The organism is Streptomyces coeruleorubidus (genome assembly GCF_028885415.1).
Taxonomy (GTDB): domain Bacteria; phylum Actinomycetota; class Actinomycetes; order Streptomycetales; family Streptomycetaceae; genus Streptomyces; species Streptomyces coeruleorubidus_A.
The window spans coordinates 5523431-5544516 of sequence record NZ_CP118527.1 but is presented as its reverse complement, the minus strand read 5'-3'; the positions used below and the strand labels follow the sequence as shown (position 1 = coordinate 5544516).

The window sequence follows — 21086 nt, the reverse complement described above, 5'->3', positions numbered from 1 at the left end:
CCGATCACCGTCACGGCACCCCGGCCGGAGTTTCAGCCGCCGTACACGTGGGGCGCGAGCGTACCCACGAACGGGAGGTTGCGGTACTTCTCGGCGTAGTCGAGGCCGTAGCCGACGACGAACTCGTTGGGGATATCGAACCCGACCCATTCCACGTCGATGGCGACCTTCGCGGCCTCGGGCTTGCGCAGCAGCGTGCACACCTTGAGGGAGGCGGGCTCGCGCGAGCCGAGGTTGGAGATCAGCCAGGACAGGGTCAGGCCGGAGTCGATGATGTCCTCGACGATGAGGACGTGCTTGCCCTTGATGTCGGTGTCGAGGTCCTTGAGGATCCGCACCACACCGGAGGACTGGGTGCCCGCCCCGTACGAGGATACGGCCATCCAGTCCATGGTGACGGGGGTGGACAACGCCCGGGCGAGATCGGCCATGACCATCACCGCGCCCTTGAGGACGCCGACGATCAGCAGGTCCTTGCCCGCGTACTCCGCGTCGATCTTCGCGGCCAGTTCGGCCAGCTTGGCGTCGATCTCTTCCTTGGTGATGAGCACCTGCTGAAGCTCGGCACCCATGTCTTTCGCGTCCACCCGCATCACTTTCGGTCGTCCCTGACTGAGCGGCCCCTCCACCGACTGCCCGGAGGGGTCGTGATTCAGCCTTGCCGAATCACCAGTCTGCCACCCTGCCGCCGGGCCACGACCTTGCCGGGGAGGTTGATGGCACCCTGACCGCGCCAGCCGGTGATCAACCGGTCGACTTCCTCGATGTGCCGGGCGAACAGCGAACCGGCGGGGGCACCGGCTGCGATGGCGGCCCGGCGCAGGATGCGGCGGCGTACGGCGGGCGGCAGGGCGTAGAGCTTCACGCACTCCAGGAGCCCGGCGGCGTCGCGGACGGTGGCCTCGGCCTGGATGGCCCAGGAGTCGAGGGCGTCGGCGTCGTCGCGGGAGAGCTGGGCCGTACGGGCGAGGGCTTCGACGACGCCCTTGCCGAGGGCCTTCTCCAGGGCGGGCAGGCCCTCGTGGCGTAGCCGGGAGCGGGTGTAGGCCGGGTCGACGTTGTGCGGGTCGTCCCAGACGGGCAGGGACTGGACCATGCAGGCCTTGCGGGCGGTCTGCCGGTCGAGTTCCAGGAAGGGCCGCCGGTAACGGCCGCCCGCCCCCGAGACCGCGGCCATGCCGGACAGGGAGCGGATGCCGGAGCCCCGGGCGAGGCCCAGCAGGACGGTTTCGGCCTGGTCGTCCCGCGTGTGGCCGAGCAGGACCGCGGCGGCGCCGTGGCGTTCGGCCGCGGTGTCGAGTGCGGCGTAGCGGGCGTCGCGGGCGGCGGCTTCCGGGCCGCCCGCGCGGCCGACGGTCACGGCGACGGAGTCGACGGGGTCGAGGCCGAGTTCGCGCAGGCGCAGGACGACTTCCGCGGCCCGCACGTCGGAGCCGGGCTGGAGACCGTGGTCGACGGTCACGCCGCCGGCTCTGATGCCGAGCTTGGGCGACTCGAAGGCGAGGGCGGAGGCGAGGGCCATGGAGTCGGCGCCGCCGGAGCATGCCACGAGCACGAGCGGCGGGGGCGGCGGCTCGTGCGAGGGGGCGTGCGGGAGTGCGGCGGTGGTGCGGTGTTCGGTGAGGAGGTCATGGAGGACGCGGCGGACCGCCAGGCGTATCGCCGCGACCGCAGGATGGGGACCCATGTCCGGTTCCCTTCATGAAGTTTTCGGGGGGTGAACCCGAGTGTCGGTCACGCAGAGTGTGTAGATGGTGACAGAACCGGGCCGTTCCCCGAGCATTGCACGCCTACCCCTGGCTCACGGTCCCTCGGACGGGTGATTGGAGGGGCGTTCGCCTGCCCTCGGCCCGTTTTCCTTCACGACCTTCCCTCGATGTTCACTACTCGGTCCTGCGATGCACCCGCGCGATCCAGTCCGCCGGTTTGGCGATCTCCGTCTTGGTGGGGAGGGTGTTGGGCGAGGTCCACACGCGGTTGAAGCCGTCCATGCCGACCTCGTCGACGACGGCCCGTACGAAGCGTTCGCCGTCCCGGTACTGCCGGAGCTTGGCGTCCAGGCCGAGCAGCTTGCGCAGGGCCAGGTCCAGGCGGGAGGCGCCCTTGGCGCGGCGCTGCTGGAACTTCTCGCGGATCTCCCCGACGCTCGGTACGACGTCCGGTCCGACGCCGTCCATCACGAAGTCCGCGTGGCCCTCCAGCAGGGACATCACAGCCGTGAGGCGGCCAAGGATCTCGCGCTGGGCGGGGGTCTGCACGATCTCGACGAGGGAGCGGCCGCCGTCGTCCTCCTCGGCCTCGGGGCGGCCCCCGGCGAGGCTCTGGGCGGCTTCGCGTACGCGTTCCAGGACGGTCATGGGGTCCACGTCGGTCTCGCCCAGGAACGACTGGATTTCACCCTCGAGGTGGTCCCGCAGCCAGGGCACGGCCGTGAACTGCGTGCGGTGCGTCTCCTCGTGCAGGCACACCCAGAGCCTGAAGTCGTGCGGGTCGACGTCGAGTTCGCGCTCCACGTGCACGATGTTCGGGGCGACGAGCAGGAGCCGGCCGCCACCGTTCTCCCCGGCCGGGAGCTGGCGCGTGGCGGGGGCGAAGGTCTCGTACTGGCCGAGGACGCGGGAGGCCAGGAAGGACAGGAGCATGCCCAGCTCCACGCCGGTGACCTTGCCGCCGACGGCGCTCATGACCGCGCCGCCGGGGGTGTTGCCGCGCCGGTCCTGCATCTTGTCGAGCAGGGGCTTCAGGAGTTCCCGGAAGCCGGCGACGTTCGCCCGGATCCAGCCCGGGCGGTCGACGACCAGGACGGGGGTGTCGTGGCCGGCCTCCGTGCCCAGACGGGTGAAGCCCCGGACGTGTCCCTCCGAGGCCTTGGCGTGCCGGCGCAGCTCCGCGACGACGGCCCGGGCCTCGTCGCGGCTGACGTCGGGGCCCGGCCGTACGAGCCGGGTCGCGGTCGCGACCGCGAGATTCCAGTCGACCATGCCGGTTGAAGCACCACCGATGCTCGTCATGCGTCAACCGTACGTGAGCGCTGGCCGCTGGGGCAGGGCGGCGAGGGTTGGGGGATGCCGGGTTCGCTTCCTGGGTGCTGTGGGGTGTGGCCGGTGTGTGAGGTCGGCAGGGGCTGGGGTGTCTTGGCCGGTACTCGGCGTTGCAGGCCGTGCCCACCCGTTCCGCCCCAGCGGAACGACTGCCCACGGCGGTGCCTACCGGCAGCCGCACGCCGCCAGCGTCGTCGCCGCCTTGTCCAGGGCCTTCTGGGCCGCCTCCGGGTTTCTCGTGTCGTTGGCCATGAAGGCGAAAGCGAGCAGGCGGCCGTCCTGGTCGACGACCGTGCCTGCGAGGGTGTTCACGCCGGTCAGGGTGCCTGTCTTGGCGCGGACGACGCCGGCTGCGCCGTCCGTGTAGCGGGTGGTCAGGGTGCCGGTGAAGCCGGCGACGGGGAGGCCGGTGAGGGCCGGGCGGAGTTCGGGGTGGGCGGGGTCGGCCGCCTTGGCCAGGAGGGCGGTGAGGAGGTCGGCCGTCAGTCTGTCGGCGCGGTTCAGGCCGCTGCCGTCCTTGAAGGCGGCGCCCTTGAGGGGCAGGCCGAGCTCGCGGAGCCGGGCGTTGATAGCCCGGTCTGCGCCGGCGAAGTCGGCCGGGTGGCCCGTGGCGATCGCCGTGTGGCGGGCGAGGGCCTCGGCGATGTCGTTGTCGCTGTTGGTCAGCATCCGTTCGACGAGGGCCGACAGCGGGGGCGAGGAGACCGTGGCCAGGGTCTTCGCGCGGGTCGTGGCCTTCGACGGGCCGGGGGCCGTGGCCTTGATGCCGCGGGACTTCAGGAGGTCCCCGAAGCGGCGGGCGGCGTCCGCGGCCGGGTCGGTCACGCGGGTGACCGGGCCGCTCGTCGAGTCGTCCGTGCGGCCCTCGTCGGCCATCAGGGGGCTGACGAGGGCGAGGTTGGGGTTGACCCCGATCGGGTGCTTCTGGGGGCCCGCGTAGAGGGTCGTGTCGTAGGAGAGCGTCACGTCGCGGATGCCGCGCTGGGCCAGGGCCGCGGCCGTCCTGTCGGCCAGGGCGCGCAGGCCGGCCGAGCCGTCGGAGGCCTCGCGGGCCGTGAGGGTGGGGTCGCCGCCGCCGACCAGGACGACTTCCTTCGTGTCGGGTTCGAGGGCGGCGCGGGTGGTGAGGCGGTGGTCGGCGCCCATCGCGGACAGCGCCGCGACGGCCGTGGCGATCTTCGTCGTCGAGGCCGGGGTGAGCGCGGCGTCCGAGCCCGTGCCGTACAGGCGCCTGCCGGTCGTGACGTCCACGACCGCCGCCGCGGGCCGGGGGCCGAGCTCCGGGTCCTTCAGCAGGGGCGTGAGGGTCTTCGCCAGGGCCTTGCCGTCCGGGGCGGACTTCACGGTGCTGACGCCGCCCAGGCCGGTCAGCACGGGCCCGGCGCTGGGGGCGGGCCGGGGCTGCGCGGGCGCGCCGGGGGCGCGGCCGTGATCTGTGCCACCCGCGCGGCCCAGGGCCGCGGCCCGGTCCCGCTCGGCCGTACGCTGACCCGAGGAGTCCCAGGGGCCGGCGGCGGTCACCACACCGGCGGCCAGTGCGAGACCGGCGGTGGTGGCGCCCGCGGTGTACTGCCAGGTCTTCGACCGTGTGACCCGCGCGACCTGCGGTTTCCCGACTCGGGCGAGCCGCGCGATCCGTGGTTTCGCGGCCGCGGCGGCCCTGGCCAGGCGCGGTCGTACGGCATCCGCGATCCGCACCACGTGCGGTCTCGCGGCCCGCCAAGGACGCAGCTCCGGCACGACCACCAGCCCCTTTCGCGATCACACACCTGCGTGAGGGACACTTAACCACCAGAACTATGTGTTGATCATGGAGGAGCCACCGGTGGAGTTCGACGTCACGATCGAGATTCCGAAGGGTTCGCGCAACAAGTACGAGGTGGACCACGAGACCGGTCGTATCCGCCTGGACCGGCGACTCTTCACCTCGACCGCCTACCCGACCGACTACGGCTTCGTCGAGAACACTCTCGGCGAGGACGGCGACCCGCTGGACGCGCTGGTCATCCTGGACGAGCCGACCTTCCCGGGCTGCCTGATCAAGTGCCGGGCGATCGGCATGTTCCGGATGACGGACGAGGCCGGTGGCGACGACAAGCTGCTGTGCGTGCCGGCGACGGACCCGCGTGTGGAGCACCTGCGGGACATCCACCACGTGTCGGAGTTCGACCGCCTGGAGATCCAGCACTTCTTCGAGGTCTACAAGGACCTGGAGCCCGGCAAGTCGGTCGAGGGCGCCGACTGGGTGGGCCGCACCGAGGCCGAGGCCGAGATCGAGCGGTCGTACAAGCGCTTCAAGGACCAGGGCGGTCACTGACCCTTGTGATACTCACGGGCCGTACGCCTGCGCGTGCGGCCCGTTCGCCTGTATGTGCGCATACTGAGGCTGGGGGGTACTGAGGCTGACGTGTCGTACAGGGAGCGCCAGGCAGTGACGGACGCGGAGGACCGCAAGCCGAAGTCGGACGAGGCGAGGAGCACATTCCTGCCTCCGGCGGGGGCCGCCGTCGACGGGGACATGTCGACGACGTCGGAGTTCGCGATCCCCGAGGGCCTCGCCGCGCCCAGGGTGACCGGAGCGGAGTGCGAGGTGACGTCCGAGTTCGCCCTGCCGCAGGGGCTGGACGTCTCGCAGGTGCCCTCGGCGGAGCCGGAGGGGTCGGCGTTCACCCCGCCGAGCACGTACAGCGCGAAGCACGCCCCGTCGGCGTTCACCCCGCCGAGCGGGATCCCCGTGGTCAGCCTGACCAAGGACGTGCCCTGGCAGGACCGGATGCGCACCATGCTGCGCATGCCGGTGGCGGAGCGGCCGGCGCCGGAGCCGAGCCAGCGCGGCGGCGACGACTCGGGGCCGGCCGTGCCGCGCGTGCTCGACCTGACGCTGCGTATCGGCGAGTTGCTGCTGGCGGGCGGCGAGGGCGCCGAGGACGTGGAGGCGGCCATGTTCGCCGTCTGCCGGTCGTACGGCCTGGACCGCTGCGAGCCCAACGTCACCTTCACGCTGCTGGCGATCTCGTACCAGCCGTCGCTCGTCGACGACCCGGTCACGGCGTCGCGGACCGTACGCCGCAGGGGCACCGACTACACGCGGCTGGCTGCCGTGTACCAGCTGGTGGACGACCTCAGCGACGACGAGACGGCGGTCTCCCTGGAGGAGGCCTACCGGCGGCTCGCCGAGATCCGTCGTAACCGGCACCCCTACCCCGGCTGGGCGCTGACCGGCGCGAGCGGGCTGCTGGCGGGTGCGGCCTCCGTGCTCGTCGGCGGTGATCTGATCGTGTTCGTCGCGGCCGCGCTGGGCGCGATGCTCGGCGACCGGCTGGCGTGGCTGTGCGCGGGGCGCGGGCTGCCGGAGTTCTACCAGTTCACGGTGGCCGCGACGCCGCCGGCCGCGATCGGGGTCGCGCTGACGCTCGGCCATGTGGACGTGAAGGCCTCCGCGGTCATCACCGGTGGGCTGTTCGCGCTGCTGCCCGGGCGGGCGCTGGTGGCGGGGGTGCAGGACGGGCTGACCGGCTTCTACATCACCGCGTCCGCGCGTCTGCTGGAGGTCCTGTACTTCTTCGTGGGCATCGTCGCGGGTGTGCTGGTGGTGCTGTACTTCGGCGTGCAGCTGGGGGCCCGGTTGAACCCGGACGCGGCGCTCGGGGCCTCCGACGAGCCGGCGCTGCTGATCGGTGCGTCGATGCTGCTGTCACTGGCGTTCGCCGTGCTGCTTCAGCAGGAACGATCCACCGTGGTGTGGGTGACGCTGAACGGGGGTGTCGCGTGGATCGTGTACGGCGCGATGCACTACGCCGGGGACATCTCGCCGGTGGCGTCCACGGCGGCTGCGGCCGGGCTGGTGGGGTTGTTCGGGCAGCTGCTGTCCCGGTACCAGTTCGCGTCGGCTCTGCCGTACACGACTGCGGCGATCGGGCCGTTGCTGCCGGGTTCCGCGACGTACTTCGGGCTGCTGGCGATCGCGCAGAACAAGGTGGACGAGGGGCTGGTGTCGCTGTCCAAGGCGGTGGCCTTGGCCATGGCGATCGCCATCGGGGTGAATCTGGGGTCCGAGATCTCGCGGATGTTCCTGCGGATCGGGTCTGCGGAGAAGCGGCGGGCCGCCAAGCGGACCAGGGGTTTCTAGCGTCCTTTGCCTATGGGCTCGGGGCTCCCTGACCGCTGGCGGCCGCGGGTTGTCTGTCAGTAACCGCCGTTGTAAGGCTGCTGGCCCCCGCCCTGCTGGGTGCCGTAGGGCTGCTGCTGGCCGTAGCCCGGGGCCTGGGGGTACTGGCCGTAGTACTGCTGGTCGTTGTAGCCGCTCTGGTTGCCGTAGGGGGGCTGCTGCTGCGGCTGCTGGTGGGGCTGGTCGTCCGGGGTGATGCGGCGGAGCTGGGTCGTCGCGTCGTCCATGACGGGGGGGTGGGGCTGGGCCGCCGGGGTCTCGGACGCGGCGCGCTTCTTCTTGGAGCGGTCGCGGAGGTACTCGATGATGATCGGGACGATGGAGAGCAGGACGATCAGGATGAGGATCGACTCGACGTTCTTCTTGATGAAGTCGATCTGGCCGAGCCAGTAGCCGGCGACGGTGACGCCGGTGCCCCAGGCGATGCCGCCGATGACGTTGTACGTGACGAACGTGCGGTACTTCATACGGCCGGCGCCGGCCACGATGGGGGCGAAGGTGCGCACGATCGGGACGAAGCGGGCCAGGACGATCGCCTTGGGGCCGTACTTCTCCATGAAATCGTGGGCCTTGTCCAGATTCTCCTGTTTGAAGAGTTTGGAGTTGGGACGGTTGAAGAGCTTCGGGCCCAGGAACTTGCCGATCATGTAGCCCACTTGGTCGCCGACGACGGCGGCGATCACGATCAGCGTGCAGACCAGCCACAGGGGTTGCGTGATGTAGGTGCCCTCGGCCACGAAGAGACCCGCCGTGAACAGCAGCGAGTCACCGGGCAGAAATGCGAAGAGGCCGGACTCCGCGAAGACGATCAGCAGGATGCCGGGCAGGCTGAAGGTCTCGATCAGATAGTGCGGGTCGAGCCACTCGGGGCCGAGCGCAAGCGTGGTCACGGGGATGTGGCTCCTGCTGCTGGGGGTACGGGCTGGGGCTGACTGCCTCAAAGTATCAACGCAGCCGTGATGGCCCAGGTTCCATGGGGGTATTCAGGATGCACTGTCGGCCGTCCCGGAGAAAGCTGTGAACCATGGGCATCGATGAATTCGGCGGCGGACAGGGCCCCCAGCCCGACGTCCTCGTCGTCACCACGAACGACGTACCCGGCTACCGCGTGAAAGAGGTGCTCGGCGAGGTCTTCGGCCTGACGGTCCGCTCCCGGCACCTGGGAAGCCAGATCGGCGCCGGTCTGAAGTCCATGGTCGGCGGCGAGCTGCGCGGTCTCACCAAGACGCTCGTGCAGACCCGCAACCAGGCCATGGAGCGACTCGTCGAACAGGCACGCGCGCGTGGTGCCAACGGTGTGCTCGCGTTCCGCTTCGACGTGACGGCGGCGGCGGACGTCGGCACGGAGGTGTGCGCGTACGGGACGGCCGTGGTGATCGAGCCCGAGGACGCGGGGTGACCACCTTCTGCCTGGCGCGGCGGTAGGGCGCGTTGCCCGACGGCCCCCTACCGCCGGCCGGGCGGGCGTCACGCCTGGTGGCGGTCCGCGTTCGCCTGGATCGCGTCGCGCAGGTGCTCGGCGAGACCCGGGCGCATCGAGTCGTAGAACGCCTTGAAGCGCTCGTCGGAGACGTACATCTCGCCGAGGCCGCGGTGGAGTTCGTGGGAGCACTCGTAGTACCAGGTGCAGATGTGCTGCCGGTGCTCCTCCGCCAGGGCCATGGCCGCCTCGCCGGCGGGCGGTTCACCGGCGGCCATCAGGGCGTCGTAGCGCTCGCCCCAGTCGGCCGTCTCGGTCTGGATCCGCTGCCAGTCCTCCTTGGTGTAGCGGGCGACGCGGCGCTGCGACTCGGCGTACTGCGCCGTGCCGCCCCAGCGCGCTTCCGCCTCGTCGGCGTACTGCTCCGGATCCTTGTCCCCGAAGACCTCGAACTTCTCCTCGGGCGTGAGGTTGATGCCCATCTTGCGTGCCTCCATGGCGTGCTCCACGGCCGCCGCCATCTTCTTCAGCTTCTCGATCCGGGCGGTCAGCAGCTCGTGCTGCCGGCGCAGATGTGCGCGCGGGTCCGCGTCCGGGTCGTCGAGCAGGGCGGCGACCTCGTCGAGCGGGAAGCCGAGCTCCCGGTAGAACAGGATCCGCTGCAGCCGGTCGAGGTCGGTGTCGCTGTAGCGCCGGTGACCCGCGTGGCTGCGTGCGCTGGGCACGAGCAGGCCGATGTCGTCGTAGTGGTGCAGCGTGCGCACCGTGACGCCGGCGAAGCCCGCGACCCGTCCCACGGAGTAGCTCACTTCCGCTCCCTTCTTCTTCCGTGCTTCACGGTGGGGCCTCACGCCACGTGAGGTGCAAGCGTGTTTCCCCTTTGTCCCCTTTGGCCCGTTTATCGTGTGCCCGTGGTCCAGGACTCCGCGCGGCAGGCGCCCTCCGTCACCCCCGCGACTCCCGCCCGCGTCCTGCTGCCCTCGATCCTGCCCGCCGTGGCCGTGGGGGTGGTGTCCAGCCTGCTGCTGGTGGGGGTGGAAGTCGCCACCGAGGAGCTGCAGGGCGTGCTGTGGCGGACGGTGCCGGACGCGCTGGGGATCGGCCGGTACTCGGTGGCGTGGATGTTCGTGATGCTCGTCGCGACGGGTGTCGCGGTCGGGCTGGTGGTGTGGAAGGTGCCGGGGCACGCGGGCCCCGATCCGGCCACGGTCGGGCTGGACGCCCCGGTTCTGCCGCCCGTCGTGCTGCCGGGGCTGCTGCTGGCGACCGCGCTGATGCTGGCCGGCGGGCCGAGCCTGGGCCCCGAGAACCCGATCATCGCCGTGAACGTCGGCCTGGCGGTCTGGCTGGGCGGCCGGGCCCTGCCCCGCGCGCCGGGCCGGGTCTGGCCGGCGCTGGCGGAGGCGGCGACGATCGGCGCCCTGTTCGGCACGCCCGTGGCCGCGGCCCTGGTGATCTCCGAGGTGCTGGCCCGGCAGGAGACGCGCGGGCTGCTGTGGGACAACCTGTTCGCGCCGCTGACCGCCGCCGCGGCCGGTGCCCTGACCGCGACCCTCGTCGACCACCCGAGCTTCGACCTGGACCTGCCGTCCTTCGGCCGGCCGGGCTGGGCGGACCTGCTCGCGGCGCTCGTGGTCGCCGCGGCGGGCGCGCTGCTCGGCATGTGCGCCGTGCGCGCCTTCCCTTACGTCCACGCGGCGTTCCGCCGGCTGCGGCATCCGATGCTGATGCTCCCGGCGGGCGGGGCCGTGCTGGGCTGTCTCGCGGCCCTGGGCGGCCATCTGACGCTGTTCAAGGGGCTCGACGAGATCGCCGAGCTGGCGCACGACCCGCAGGGCCGGTCGGCCGGGGAGTTCGCCGTCCTGACGGTGGTGAAGCTGGCCGCCCTGCTCGTCGCCGCGTCCTGCGGTTTCCGCGGCGGGCGCATCTTCCCGGCCGTGTTCGCCGGCACCGCCCTCGGGCTGTGCGCGCACGCCCTGGTGTCCGGTGTGCATCCGTCGGTGGGTGTGTCCGCCGGTGTGCTCGGGATGCTGCTGGCCATCACCCGGCAGGGCTGGATCAGCCTCTTCGTCGCCGCGGTGCTGGTCGCCTCGCCGGGGATCCTCGCCCTGCTCTGCGTCGCCTCGCTGCCGGCCTGGCTGCTGGTCACGGGCCGCCCGCAGATGCAGCTGCACCCGGACGGCACACCCGTCCGCTGACACCTCTCTCGAACCCCCTGGAGGCTCCCTTGCCGCTCAACGAAGGCCCCCGTCAGCCCGGCGAACGCCGCCTGGCCGTCAACCCCTTCTACGGCCCCGCCAACCCGGTCGGCGACATGGCCGAGGCCCCGCCCACGCACCGGCTCCCGGAGCAGCCCATGGCACCGGCGACCGCCCACCAGCTGGTGCGCGACGAGCTGATGCTGGACGGCAACGCGCGGCTGAACCTCGCCACCTTCGTCACCACCTGGATGGAGCCGGAGGCCGGTGTGCTGATGGCGGAGTGCCGGGACAAGAACATGATCGACAAGGACGAGTACCCGCGCACGGCCGAGCTGGAGCGGCGGTGCGTGGCGATGCTCGCCGACCTGTGGCACGCACCCGACCCGGCGGCGGCCGTGGGCTGTTCGACGACCGGGTCGAGCGAGGCGTGCATGCTCGCCGGGATGGCGCTGAAGCGGCGCTGGGCGCGGCGCAACGCCGACCGGTACCCGCGGGCCCGGCCCAATCTGGTGATGGGCGTCAACGTGCAGGTCTACTGGGAGAAGTTCTGCAACTTCTGGGAGGTGGAGGCCCGGCTGGTGCCCATGGAGGGCGAGCGGTTCCACCTGGACCCGCAGGCCGCGGCCGAGCTGTGCGACGAGAACACCATCGGGGTCGTCGGGATCCTGGGCTCGACCTTCGACGGGTCCTACGAGCCGGTCACCGAGCTGTGCGCGGCGCTGGACGCGGTGCAGGAGCGGACCGGGCTCGACATCCCCGTGCATGTCGACGGGGCGTCAGGTGCCATGATCGCGCCGTTCCTCGACGAGGACCTGGTGTGGGACTTCCGGCTGCCGAGGGTGGCGTCGATCAACACCTCGGGGCACAAGTACGGGCTCGTCTACCCGGGCGTCGGCTGGGCGCTGTGGCGGGACGCGGAGGCGCTGCCGGAGGAGCTGGTGTTCCGGGTGAACTACCTGGGCGGCGACATGCCGACGTTCGCGCTGAACTTCTCCCGGCCGGGCGCGCAGGTCGTGGCGCAGTACTACACGTTCCTGCGGCTGGGCCGGGACGGCTACCGGGCCGTGCAGCAGGCCGCGCGGGACGTGGCCACGGGGCTCGCCGGGCGGATCGAGGCGCTCGGTGACTTCCGGCTGCTGACCCGGGGCGACCAGTTGCCGGTGTTCGCCTTCACGACCGCGCCGGACGTGTCGGCGTACGACGTCTTCGACGTCTCGCGGCGGCTGCGCGAGAGCGGCTGGCTGGTGCCCGCGTACACATTCCCGCCGCACCGGGAGGACCTGTCCGTGCTGCGGGTGGTGTGCCGCAACGGCTTCTCGGCCGACCTCGCCGAGCTGCTCGCGCAGGACCTGGAACGGCTGCTGCCGGAGCTGCGCCGGCAGCCACGCCCCTTCACGCGGGACAAGGACGCGGCCACCGGCTTCCATCACTAGCGGCTCAGCCGCCCGAACCTCCCTACCGCCAGCGGGAAGAACACCGCCAGCAGGGCCAGGGGCCAGACGACCGCCGCCCACACGTGCCCGGACTCCGCGCCGGGGGTGCCGAACAGGTCCCGTACGGCCGTGGCCGTGTGGGACATGGGGTTCCACTCGACGACCGTGCCGAGCCAGCCGGGCATGGTGCCGGGGAGGGCCAGGGCGTTGGACAGGAAGCCGATGGGCCAGACCAGGATCTGCACGGCCTGGACCATCTCCGGCTTCCCGGCCACCAGCGCCAGGTGGATGCCGATCCACAGCATGGCGAACCGGAACAGGAGCAGCAGGCCCACGGCTCCCAGGAAGGCCGCCGGACCACCCTGGACCCGCCAGCCGAGCGCGGCGCCCACGCCGATGAGCACCACCAGGGCCAGCGCCGACTGGAGCATGTCGGCGGCCGAACGGCCCACCAGTACCGCTCCGTCGGCCATGGGCATCGAGCGGAAGCGGTCGATGACGCCCTTGTCGAGGTCCCGGGTGACGGCGATCATCGTGCCCTCCAGGCCGAAGGCCATGGTGAGCGCGAGCATGCCGGGGATCAGGTAGTCGCGGTACTCGCCGCTCACGCCCCGGCCACCGCCGATCAGGTAGCCGAACATGAGCAGCAGCATCACCGGGAAGACGAGGTTGACGACCAGCTGGACCGGCTGCCGCGCCCAGCGGGCGAGTTCCCGGCGGGTCATGGTCCAGGAGTCGGTCAGGGCGTGGGCGGTCACGCGGCCTCCTTCACTCGGCGGTCGTCTCCCGTGAGGTGCAGGAACACCTCGTCCAGCGTCGGGCGGCGCAGGGCGACGTCCTCCGCCTCGATTCCCGCTTCCTGCAAGGCCCGTACGACCCCGGCGAGCGCCTCCATGCGGTCGGTCACCGGGGCGCTCAGCAGGCGGCGGTCGGTGTCGACGGTGACTCCGGCGAGCGGCAGCAAAGCGACGGCCGCGCCCAGTTGGCCCGCCTCCCGCAGGACCACGTCGATGCGGTCGCCGCCGGTCTGTGCCTTCAGCTCGTCCGCCGTGCCCTCGGCGATGACCCGTCCGGCGTCGACGACCGAGATGCGGTCGGCGAGCTGGTCGGCCTCCTCCAGGTACTGCGTGGTGAGCAGGACCGTCGTGCCGCCGCCGACCAGGGAGCGGACGGAGTCCCACACCTCGGCGCGGCCGCGCGGGTCGAGGCCGGTGGTCGGTTCGTCCAGGAACAGCACCTCCGGTCCGGTGATCAGGCTGGCCGCGAGGTCCAGGCGGCGCCGCATGCCGCCGCTGTACTGCCGGACCGCCTTGCGGCCGGTGCCGGCCAGGTCGAAGCGCTGAAGGAGCTCGTCGGCACGCGCGCGTGCCCGCCTCGCACCCAGGTGGTGCAGCCGGCCGAACAGCTCCAGGTTCTGCCGGCCGCCGAGCTCCTCGTCGAGCGCGGCGTGCTGGCCGAGCAGACCGATGCGCAGCCGCACGGCGTACGCCTCGCGCACCACGTCGTGCCCGGCCACCTCGATCCGGCCCGCGTCGGGTCGCAGCAGCGTGGACAGGACCCTCACCAAGGTGGTCTTGCCCGCGCCGTTCGGGCCGAGCACCCCGTGCACCGTGCCGCGCGCGACCCGCAGGTCGAGCCCGTCCAGCGCCTTCTTCTCGCCGTACCTCTTCTCCGCGCCTTCGACGGTGATCACCGTGTCGGCCACAGACACCCCCTCGCTAGTCAAACTTGACTACAGGCTCGAAGGTAACCCGGCGCCATTCATTCGTCAAATTTGATTAGTGGTCGTCCCCGGGGTGCCGCTCCCCCGTCGCGTACGGGTTCTCCTCACCCTCGGCCAGCACGCCGACGAACGGGTCGCCCTCGTCGGCGAAGGTGTAGGCGCCGCCCTCGATGCGCTCGATGAGACCGCGGGTCCACTCGGCCTCGGAGTCGGCCGTGTGGACCCACATGTTCATGATCTCGCCGATGTGGCCCAGCTGTCCGGGCCCCTCCTCGGGGACGTAGTGCTCCAGGACGGAGGCCCGCCACTGCTCGATCCGCAGGGTCCGCTCCTTCAGCAGCGCGACCGCCTCCGCCCGCGGCAGGTCGACGACGAAACCGACGGCGGCCGTCTTCACGTCCCCCCGCTGGTCGTACGTGACCAGCGCCTCGCGCAGCAGCCGGAAGTACTCCTCGGTCCCCTGTCCCGTGATCTCGTACTCCGTGCGCGGCGGGCCGCCAGCCGTGGACGGGGCGACCTCGTGCGCGTGCAGCAGCCCTTGCTTCGCCATCTGCTTCAGGGCGTGGTAGATCGAGCCGGGCTTGGCGCTGGACCACTCGTGTGCGCCCCAGTACTCCAGGTCGTTGCGGACCTGATAGCCGTGGGCCCGCCCGTGCATGCGGACCGCGCCGAGCACGAGGAGACGGATCGCTGACATGCGGTCCAGATTAGGACGCGACCGCCACCTGCTGCTCCTCGGCCACCAGCTCGAAGGCCGTCGCGCCGTCCAGCGACTCGCGGATGATGTCGGCGTGGCCGGCGTGCCGGGCCGTCTCGCGGATCAGGTGGAGACAGAGCCAGCGCATGGAGAGCCGCTCGTCCCGCGGATTCCAGGAGGTCGCGGGCAACTCGAAGGTGTCGTCGAGGCTGGGCACAGCGCGCATGAAAGCCTCCGTCTCGGCGGCCACCTTCTCGTAGTACGCCAGCTGCGACGCCACGGTCTCGTCGCCGGTCAGCCGGAAGCACTCGTGCCAGTTCGACTCGTCCCGGTGGACGGCCGGCGGCTCGCCCTTGGCGCGGGCGATCCAGCCCTGCTCGACCTCGGCGACGTGCTTGAGCAGCCCGGCGAGCGACAGCTCACTGGCGCTGGGCGTGCTCACGGCCTGCTCGTCGGTCAGCCCCAGCACCGCCCGCCGGATGCCGCCGCGCTGCTCCTCGATGAAGGAGAGCAGCGCTCCGCGCTCGTCGCCGTGTGCCTCCGCGGGAACGTGAGTGACCATGACCGCCGCCTTTCGCCGGATCCGGGGGCCTCTCCCCCGACACCGACGAAGCTACGGGCCCTTGCGGTCAGGTTCTGTCCGCAAGGGCCCGCCGTCTCGTACGAGGCCTAGAACGGGAAGCCGCTGCGCCCGTGCTGCACGGAGATCCACTTCAGCGTGGTGAAGGAGTCCAGCATCGTCTCGCCGTTGAGCCGGCCCAGGCCCGAGTGCTTCTCGCCGCCGAAGGGCACGATCGGCTCGTCGTGCACGGTGCCGTCGTTCACGTGGAACATGCCCGTGTCGATCTGCTTGGCGAAGTTCACGCCCCGCTCGATGTCACCGGTGTGGACGGCGCCGCTCAGGCCGTACGGGGTGTCGTTGACGAGGCGTACGGCCTCCTCCTCGCCGTCGAACGGGACGAGGAAGACGACCGGGCCGAAGACCTCCTGCCGCAGCAGGGCGGATTCGGCGGGGAGGCCGGTCAGGACGGACGGCTCGACGAGGTTGTCGGTGCGCCCGCCGCGCACCAGGGCCGTGGCGCCCTCGGCGAGGGCCTGCTCGACCGCGCCGGAGACGGCGTCCGCCTGTGAGGAGTTGATGAGCGGGCCGATGACGGTCCGAGGGTCGCGCGGGTCGCCCGCCTTGAGGGTCTTCACCTTGGCGACGAACTTCTCGGTGAACTCCTCGGCGACGGACCGGTCGACCAGGACGCGGTTGGCGGCCATGCAGACCTGGCCCTGGTGGACGTACCGGCTGAAGACGGCCGCGTCGACCGCGTAGTCGACGTCGGCGTCGTCGAGGACCACCAGCGCGCTGTTGCCGCCCAGTTCGAGGACCGAGCGCTTGAACAGCCGGGCGCAGACGGTCGCCACGTGCCGGCCGACCTGGTCGGAGCCGGTGAAGGAGATGACCTTGGGCACCGGGTGCTCGAGGAAGGCGTCGCCGATCTCCGCGATGTCGGTGATGACGACGTTCAGCAGACCGCCGGGCAGCCCCGCGTCCTCGAAGATCTTCGCGACCAGTGAGCCGCCGACGATCGGCGTGTTCTGGTGCGGCTTGAGCACCACGGCGTTGCCGAGCGCGAGCGCCGGGGCGACGGACTTGATCGAGAGCAGGAACGGGAAGTTGAAAGGGCTGATCACACCCACGACCCCGACCGGGACGCGGTAGACGCGGTTCTCCTTGCCGTCGACCGGCGAGGGGAGGATCCGGCCCTCGGGGCGCAGCGCCAGCTGGACCGCCTCGCGCAGGAACTCCTTGGCGAGGTGCAGTTCGAAGGCGGCCTTCAGACGCGTCCCGCCGAGCTCGGCGATGATCGCCTCGGATATCTCGGCCTCGCGCTCCTCGATGAGCCTCAGGGCCTTCTCGAAGACGGCACGGCGGGCATAGGGGTTGGTCGCGGCCCACTGCTGCTGGGCACGGGCCGCTGCCTGGTACGCCTGGTCGACCTCGTCGACCGTGGCTATCGTGATCGACGCCAGCTTCTCGTCGTCGTACGGGTTGAAGTCGATGATGTCCCAGGAACCGGTACCCGGGCGCCACTCACCGTCGATGTACTGCTGTGCAAGGTCGGTGAAGTAGGACGACGACATGTGATCCCTCGATCCCTAGCAGACCCTCGATCGCGCCTTCACGATCTGATCACACGTCATCGTACTTATGTTTCGGGAGAGTTGGCGGTCTCAGGAGAGTTGGAGGAGTCCCCGGAGAAGATCCCGGCTCTCCGAAGGGCCCGGACTGTCGCTCTGGAGTTCCTTGAGCGCCTTCTCGTACTGGGCGACGTCCTCGGCCTTGTCCAGGTACAGCGCGCTGGTGAGCTGCTCCAGGTAGACGACGTCCGAGAGGTCGGACTCCGGGAAGCTGAGGATCGTGAACGCGCCACTTTCGCCGGAGTGGCCGCCGAGGCTGAACGGCACCACCTGAAGGCGCACGTTGGGCCGCTCGGAGACCTCGATGAGGTGCTGGAGCTGGCCGCGCATCACCTCGCGGTCCCCGTACGGACGGCGCAGGGCGGCCTCGTCCAGGATGATGTGGAAGTCGGGGGCGCTCTCGTCGACGAGGTACTTCTGCCGCTCCAGACGCAGCGCCACACGCCGCTCCACATCGGCCTCGCTCGCGCCCTGCATGCCCCGCCGGACCACCGCGTGCGCGTACGCCTCGGTCTGGAGCAGGCCGTGCACGAACTGCACCTCGTACGCCCGGATCAGCGAGGCGGCGCCCTCCAGGCCGACGTAGGTGGGGAACCAGCTGGGCAGCACGTCGGAGTAACTGTGCCACCAGCCCGCTACGTTGGCCTCCTTCGCCAGGGACAGCAGGGAGGCGCGCTCCTGCTCGTCCGTGATGCCGTACAGCGTCAGCAGGTCCTCGACGTCTCTGGTCTTGAAGCTCACCCGGCCCAACTCCATCCGGCTGATCTTCGACTCGGAGGCGCGGATCGAGTAGCCCGCCGCCTCGCGCGTGATGCCCCGCGCCTCACGCAGTCGCCTGAGTTGTGATCCGAGCAGCATGCGCCGCACCACCGATCCCGGCTCTCCCGCGCTCACGTTCGCCAGCCTCCCCAACGTCTTCAGGGGCCGAAGTCTGCCACTAAAACACTCCGAGCAGTACTCGTCCGGTTACGGAAACGGAATCGAGCCGGGGGACGCACGCGCGCGCTCATCAAGAAAGAGGCAAGGAAACGGGCGGACGGCAGCACGAAGATGACGGAAAAATTGACCAACAAGCGGTACGGGACGACTCATTCCGGTCACGTGCACGTGCATCTGCCCTTGCATCTGCTGTACGCATCCGAAACCATGGTCCCGCACCACCGCCGCATCGCACCGACCGCGAATTCCCGGGAGTGCCTCGCATGGGGACGAATGGATCGACCATGCTCGAGCCGTTACGGCAGGGCCTTCCGCCGCTGGATCCCGCGGCCGTGTCCGACGCCGCCTCCTGCGCCCTGCCCGCCCGCTACGAAGCGGTGCGCGAGGCGCGGCGGTTCACCCGCAGAACGCTCGACCAGTGGGACATGGGCGACCGTTTCGACGACGTCTGCCTGGTCGTCTCGGAACTCGTCACCAACGCACTGCGGCACGGTCTGCCGGCGAGCACTCGCTGCGCCACCGGTCAGGAACCTCCCGTACGGCTGCACCTGATGCGGTGGACCGAGCGGCTGGTGTGCGCGGTGCGCGACCCCAGTCACGACAGTCCCGTCGCCCGGGAGAGCGACGACTTCTCGGCCGAGTCGGGCCGGGGGCTGTTCCTCGTCGACTCCTTCAGCGACAGCTGGGGCTGGCACCCGCTCGCCGGCGCGCTCAGCGGCAAGGTGGTCTGGGCGCTGTTCCGGCTGCCGCGGCCCGGTTCGGGGCCGAACGCGGAATGAGAAACCGCGGCGCTTCCTGGCGCCGCGGTTCTACGCGCGTCGCGGCGCGTAGAAGTACTGATTGCCCCGTTTTACAGCGGGGCCTGTCGGGGTGTCAGCCCCCCACCAGGTGGTCGAACTCGCCGTCCTTCACACCCAGCAGCATGGCCTCTATCTCCGCACGGGTGTAGACCAGCGCGGGACCGTCCGGGAAGCGCGAGTTCCTGACGGCCACGTCACCGCCCGGCAGCCGGGCGAACTCCACGCACGAGCCCTGCGAGTTGCTGTGCCGGCTCTTCTGCCAGGCCACACCGCGCAGCCCGGCGGCCGCCATACCGTTGTACACGTCGTGGTCCACAGGTCGCTCCCCGGTGGTGCACTGGCTTGTGTGGCCATTGATGCGGTGGTCAACTGACCCGGATCATAGCCCTGTTCATGTGCAGATGCATGGGCAGATGCACGTGCACGCCGGGTGGGCGTCCGGTTACAGCTTTGACGACCGCTTTACCGAAAGCTCTTGCCTGTTTGACGGCCCTCCACCGCCGCGCGTTCCCGGGCGCCCGTGACGAAGTCGTCGGGTCCGGCGGAGGTGTCGTGGAGGCGGAGCATCCGCTCGGCGGCGGGGACGGGCGCCGGGACGGCAGCGAGACCGGAGAAGCGGGAGCTGGGGCGTGGGGTCCGGGGCTTCGGGCAGGGCCGGACGGGCTCCATGCGGAGGACGGCCGCAGGAAGCGGGGGCGGGAAGAAATGGGCCGCGCGGAGGACTGTGACGTCCTCCTGCGGGCCGGTGCCGGGGTCGGACCATCGCCGGACAGGCAGTCGGCCACCCGGCCCTGACGAACCGCCCGGCGTGCGCCCCGTGCGGCGTCGCGACCAAGGCATGAGGTTCCCCACCCGTCAAGCGTGGGGAACCTCACCCGGGCCGGATGCGCTCAGCGGCCGGCGTACGGCGTCAGCGGCCGGTGCGCGGCAGGAGCGGCCGGTCTACGGCAGCAGCGGCCGCGGTGTACGGCAGCAGCGGTTGGAGTGCGGCTCAACAGCCGGCGTACGGCTCACCGGCTGGCGTACGGCAGCAGCGCCATCTCGCGCGCGTTCTTGATCGCCCGGGCCAGCTGCCGCTGCTGCTGGGCCGACACCCGGGTGACCCGGCGGCTGCGGATCTTGCCGCGGTCGGAGATGAACTTCCGCAACAGGTCGGTGTCCTTGTAGTCGATGTACTCGATCCCGGCCTGGTCCAGGGGGTTGGGACGGTTCTTGACGGGCTTGCGGTCGATCTTGCGGGGCATCTCGGGTCAGACCTCCAGGAGGGTGTCGAAGGCGTGTGGCAGCCGCTGCCAGGCGTCGCGCCCGGCCGCGTACTCGGCGTCGGTCAGCAGGCAGGACTCCAGCAGCCGCTCCAGGCCGTCCCGGTCGAGGCCGGGCGAGGTGAAGACCAGGTGCTGGCCGCGGTCACCGTGCTCGGGGTGCCAGTCCAGCGCGGCAGCGGCGCGGCGCACCGGCGGGACCATCTCCCAGGCCGCGTCCGGCAGCGAGGCGAGCCACGGCCCCACGCTCTCCACGCACAGGGCCCCGCCCGCCGCGTCCCAGTGGAACAGCGTGTCGGGCTTGTCGGCGAGCCAGAACCGGCCCCGGCTGCGGGCGGCCGCGCAGGTCAGGTCCTCCAGGGCGGCGTAGAGCCGCTCCGGGTGGAAGGGGCGGCGCTGCTGCCAGACCAGGGTGGAGACGCCGTGCGCGTCGGCCTCGGCGGGGAGCAGGGCGCAGGCCGGGTGCTGGGCGGCCGCCGCCGACTCCACGTCGAAGCCGGCCAGGGCGGCCGCGGCCAGCGGCGACAGCGGGCGTCGGCGCGGGGCCGGCACGGTCAGGCCGTCAGCCGTGTCCGCCGTGACGGCGCCGGGGGCGGGTGCGCCCGCCAGGCCGCCGTGGCCGATCGGGACCTGGCGGGCCGTCGGGTGCAGCTGCGCGAGCAGCTCGCGGTCCTCGTCGTCGGCCTCCGGGGACTCGGCGATCGCGAGGACGGGGGCGTACTCCAGCTGGCGGGCGAAGGTGTCGGCGACCGTGCGCTGGTCGGTGGCGGCTGCCGCGAGGCCGCCGTCGGCCAGGTCGTCGCCGTTGCCGAGGTACGGCAGGACCAGGGCCGGGTCGACGGCGGTGATCACGCCGGTGACGGTCAGCCCGCCGGCCGTGACGACCTCGGCCATGGCCTTGGGCTCGACGGAGTCCCACAGCTCGACGACGGCCAGGGGCGCCTGCCCGGCGTCCGCGAGCCGCTCCAGCTCCGGGACCAGGTCCTCGCGCAGGGCGCAGCAGGCACAGTCGTTGACGAGCGGCGCCTCTCCCGCGTCCAGGACGCCCGTGGCGTCCCGGACGGTCCGTACGACCGTGCCGGCCGCGGCCGTCGCCAGGTCGTGATGGAGTGCGACGCTGCCGGGCACGTCGGCGAGCAGCCTGGCCACGGCCTCCTTGCGGGCGTCGGCGTGCAGCCCGCCGACGATGACGACGGAGAGCTCGGGCACGGG

General features: G+C 71.3%; 22 protein-coding genes. 6 read left to right on the top strand and 16 right to left on the bottom strand.

The window, feature by feature from the left end:
* Window positions 1-32 precede the first annotated feature (32 nt).
* The 4 genes from hpt to dacB form a co-directional block, all read right to left on the bottom strand.
* Window positions 33-593, bottom strand: coding sequence for a hypoxanthine phosphoribosyltransferase (gene hpt, locus PV963_RS25820; protein WP_274249614.1), 561 nt, complete (start codon window positions 591-593; stop codon window positions 33-35).
* A gap of 59 nt (window positions 594-652) precedes the next feature.
* On the bottom strand, window positions 653-1687 hold the full coding sequence (gene tilS / locus PV963_RS25815) for a tRNA lysidine(34) synthetase TilS (RefSeq protein ID WP_274818111.1): 1035 nt from the start codon (window positions 1685-1687) through the stop codon (window positions 653-655).
* Between the two features lie 196 nt (window positions 1688-1883).
* A complete protein-coding gene (locus tag PV963_RS25810) occupies window positions 1884-3011 on the bottom strand; it encodes a zinc-dependent metalloprotease (RefSeq protein WP_274818110.1) in 1128 nt (375 codons plus the stop codon).
* A gap of 195 nt (window positions 3012-3206) precedes the next feature.
* Window positions 3207-4787, bottom strand: a complete 1581-nt coding sequence (dacB, locus tag PV963_RS25805; protein ID WP_274818109.1) for a D-alanyl-D-alanine carboxypeptidase/D-alanyl-D-alanine endopeptidase — start codon at window positions 4785-4787, stop codon at window positions 3207-3209.
* Window positions 4788-4866: 79 nt separating this feature from the next.
* Here dacB and PV963_RS25800 point away from each other — a divergent pair, with 79 nt between their 5' ends.
* Both PV963_RS25800 and PV963_RS25795 read left to right on the top strand, forming a co-directional pair.
* Complete coding sequence (locus PV963_RS25800; RefSeq protein ID WP_031487466.1) at window positions 4867-5358, top strand: inorganic diphosphatase; 492 nt, start codon at window positions 4867-4869, stop codon at window positions 5356-5358.
* A 114-nt stretch (window positions 5359-5472) separates the two neighbouring features.
* Entirely contained in the window at window positions 5473-7170 is a 1698-nt protein-coding gene (locus tag PV963_RS25795; protein WP_274818108.1) for a threonine/serine ThrE exporter family protein, read from the top strand.
* A gap of 56 nt (window positions 7171-7226) precedes the next feature.
* On the opposite strand, the gene PV963_RS25790 is transcribed toward PV963_RS25795, so the two are convergent.
* Window positions 7227-8099, bottom strand: a complete 873-nt coding sequence (locus PV963_RS25790; RefSeq protein ID WP_274818107.1) for a DedA family protein — start codon at window positions 8097-8099, stop codon at window positions 7227-7229.
* A 134-nt stretch (window positions 8100-8233) separates the two neighbouring features.
* Here PV963_RS25790 and PV963_RS25785 point away from each other — a divergent pair, with 134 nt between their 5' ends.
* The gene (locus tag PV963_RS25785) at window positions 8234-8608 is read left to right on the top strand and encodes a YbjQ family protein (RefSeq protein ID WP_274818106.1); all 375 of its coding nucleotides are present in this window, start codon (window positions 8234-8236) and stop codon (window positions 8606-8608) included.
* A 68-nt stretch (window positions 8609-8676) separates the two neighbouring features.
* On the opposite strand, the gene PV963_RS25780 is transcribed toward PV963_RS25785, so the two are convergent.
* Complete coding sequence (locus PV963_RS25780) at window positions 8677-9438, bottom strand: MerR family transcriptional regulator (protein WP_274818105.1); 762 nt, start codon at window positions 9436-9438, stop codon at window positions 8677-8679.
* Between the two features lie 102 nt (window positions 9439-9540).
* Between PV963_RS25780 and PV963_RS25775 the strand changes: the two genes are divergently transcribed.
* Together PV963_RS25775 and PV963_RS25770 are read left to right on the top strand one after the other, a co-directional pair.
* Entirely contained in the window at window positions 9541-10827 is a 1287-nt protein-coding gene (locus PV963_RS25775) for an ion channel protein (RefSeq protein WP_274818104.1), read from the top strand.
* A gap of 29 nt (window positions 10828-10856) precedes the next feature.
* Entirely contained in the window at window positions 10857-12263 is a 1407-nt protein-coding gene (locus PV963_RS25770; RefSeq protein WP_274818103.1) for a glutamate decarboxylase, read from the top strand.
* Here PV963_RS25770 and PV963_RS25765 read toward each other — a convergent pair.
* The 6 genes from PV963_RS25765 to PV963_RS25740 all read right to left on the bottom strand — a co-directional run bounded on the left by PV963_RS25765 (window position 12260) and on the right by PV963_RS25740 (window position 17731).
* Entirely contained in the window at window positions 12260-13021 is a 762-nt protein-coding gene (locus PV963_RS25765) for an ABC transporter permease (RefSeq protein ID WP_274818102.1), read from the bottom strand. The two genes, PV963_RS25770 and PV963_RS25765, sit on opposite strands and share 4 nt — an antisense overlap.
* A complete protein-coding gene (locus tag PV963_RS25760) occupies window positions 13018-13968 on the bottom strand; it encodes an ATP-binding cassette domain-containing protein (protein ID WP_274818101.1) in 951 nt (316 codons plus the stop codon). Before PV963_RS25760 ends, PV963_RS25765 begins: the two co-directional genes overlap by 4 nt.
* 73 nt (window positions 13969-14041) lie before the next feature.
* Window positions 14042-14683, bottom strand: coding sequence for a PadR family transcriptional regulator (locus tag PV963_RS25755; RefSeq protein ID WP_274818100.1), 642 nt, complete (start codon window positions 14681-14683; stop codon window positions 14042-14044).
* Window positions 14684-14693: 10 nt separating this feature from the next.
* Entirely contained in the window at window positions 14694-15245 is a 552-nt protein-coding gene (locus PV963_RS25750) for a DinB family protein (protein WP_274818099.1), read from the bottom strand.
* A 107-nt stretch (window positions 15246-15352) separates the two neighbouring features.
* The gene (locus tag PV963_RS25745; RefSeq protein WP_274818098.1) at window positions 15353-16816 is read right to left on the bottom strand and encodes an aldehyde dehydrogenase family protein; all 1464 of its coding nucleotides are present in this window, start codon (window positions 16814-16816) and stop codon (window positions 15353-15355) included.
* A 90-nt stretch (window positions 16817-16906) separates the two neighbouring features.
* Window positions 16907-17731, bottom strand: a complete 825-nt coding sequence (locus PV963_RS25740; protein WP_274822120.1) for a helix-turn-helix domain-containing protein — start codon at window positions 17729-17731, stop codon at window positions 16907-16909.
* Between the two features lie 365 nt (window positions 17732-18096).
* Between PV963_RS25740 and PV963_RS25735 the strand changes: the two genes are divergently transcribed.
* Window positions 18097-18591 (top strand): ATP-binding protein, encoded by a 495-nt coding sequence (locus PV963_RS25735; RefSeq protein WP_342456400.1) that lies wholly within the window; start codon window positions 18097-18099, stop codon window positions 18589-18591.
* Window positions 18592-18685: 94 nt separating this feature from the next.
* Here the strand turns inward: PV963_RS25735 and PV963_RS25730 are convergent, their stop codons facing one another.
* The 4 genes from PV963_RS25730 to PV963_RS25715 form a co-directional block, all read right to left on the bottom strand.
* Window positions 18686-18904, bottom strand: a complete 219-nt coding sequence (locus PV963_RS25730; protein WP_050810297.1) for a DUF397 domain-containing protein — start codon at window positions 18902-18904, stop codon at window positions 18686-18688.
* Window positions 18905-19074: 170 nt separating this feature from the next.
* The gene (locus PV963_RS25725; RefSeq protein ID WP_274818096.1) at window positions 19075-19281 is read right to left on the bottom strand and encodes a hypothetical protein; all 207 of its coding nucleotides are present in this window, start codon (window positions 19279-19281) and stop codon (window positions 19075-19077) included.
* Window positions 19282-19622: 341 nt separating this feature from the next.
* Complete coding sequence (rpsR, locus tag PV963_RS25720; protein WP_020271512.1) at window positions 19623-19856, bottom strand: 30S ribosomal protein S18; 234 nt, start codon at window positions 19854-19856, stop codon at window positions 19623-19625.
* Window positions 19857-19862: 6 nt separating this feature from the next.
* Window positions 19863-21083 (bottom strand): CobW family GTP-binding protein, encoded by a 1221-nt coding sequence (locus PV963_RS25715; RefSeq protein WP_274818095.1) that lies wholly within the window; start codon window positions 21081-21083, stop codon window positions 19863-19865.
* Between the last annotated feature and the right edge of the window lie 3 nt (window positions 21084-21086).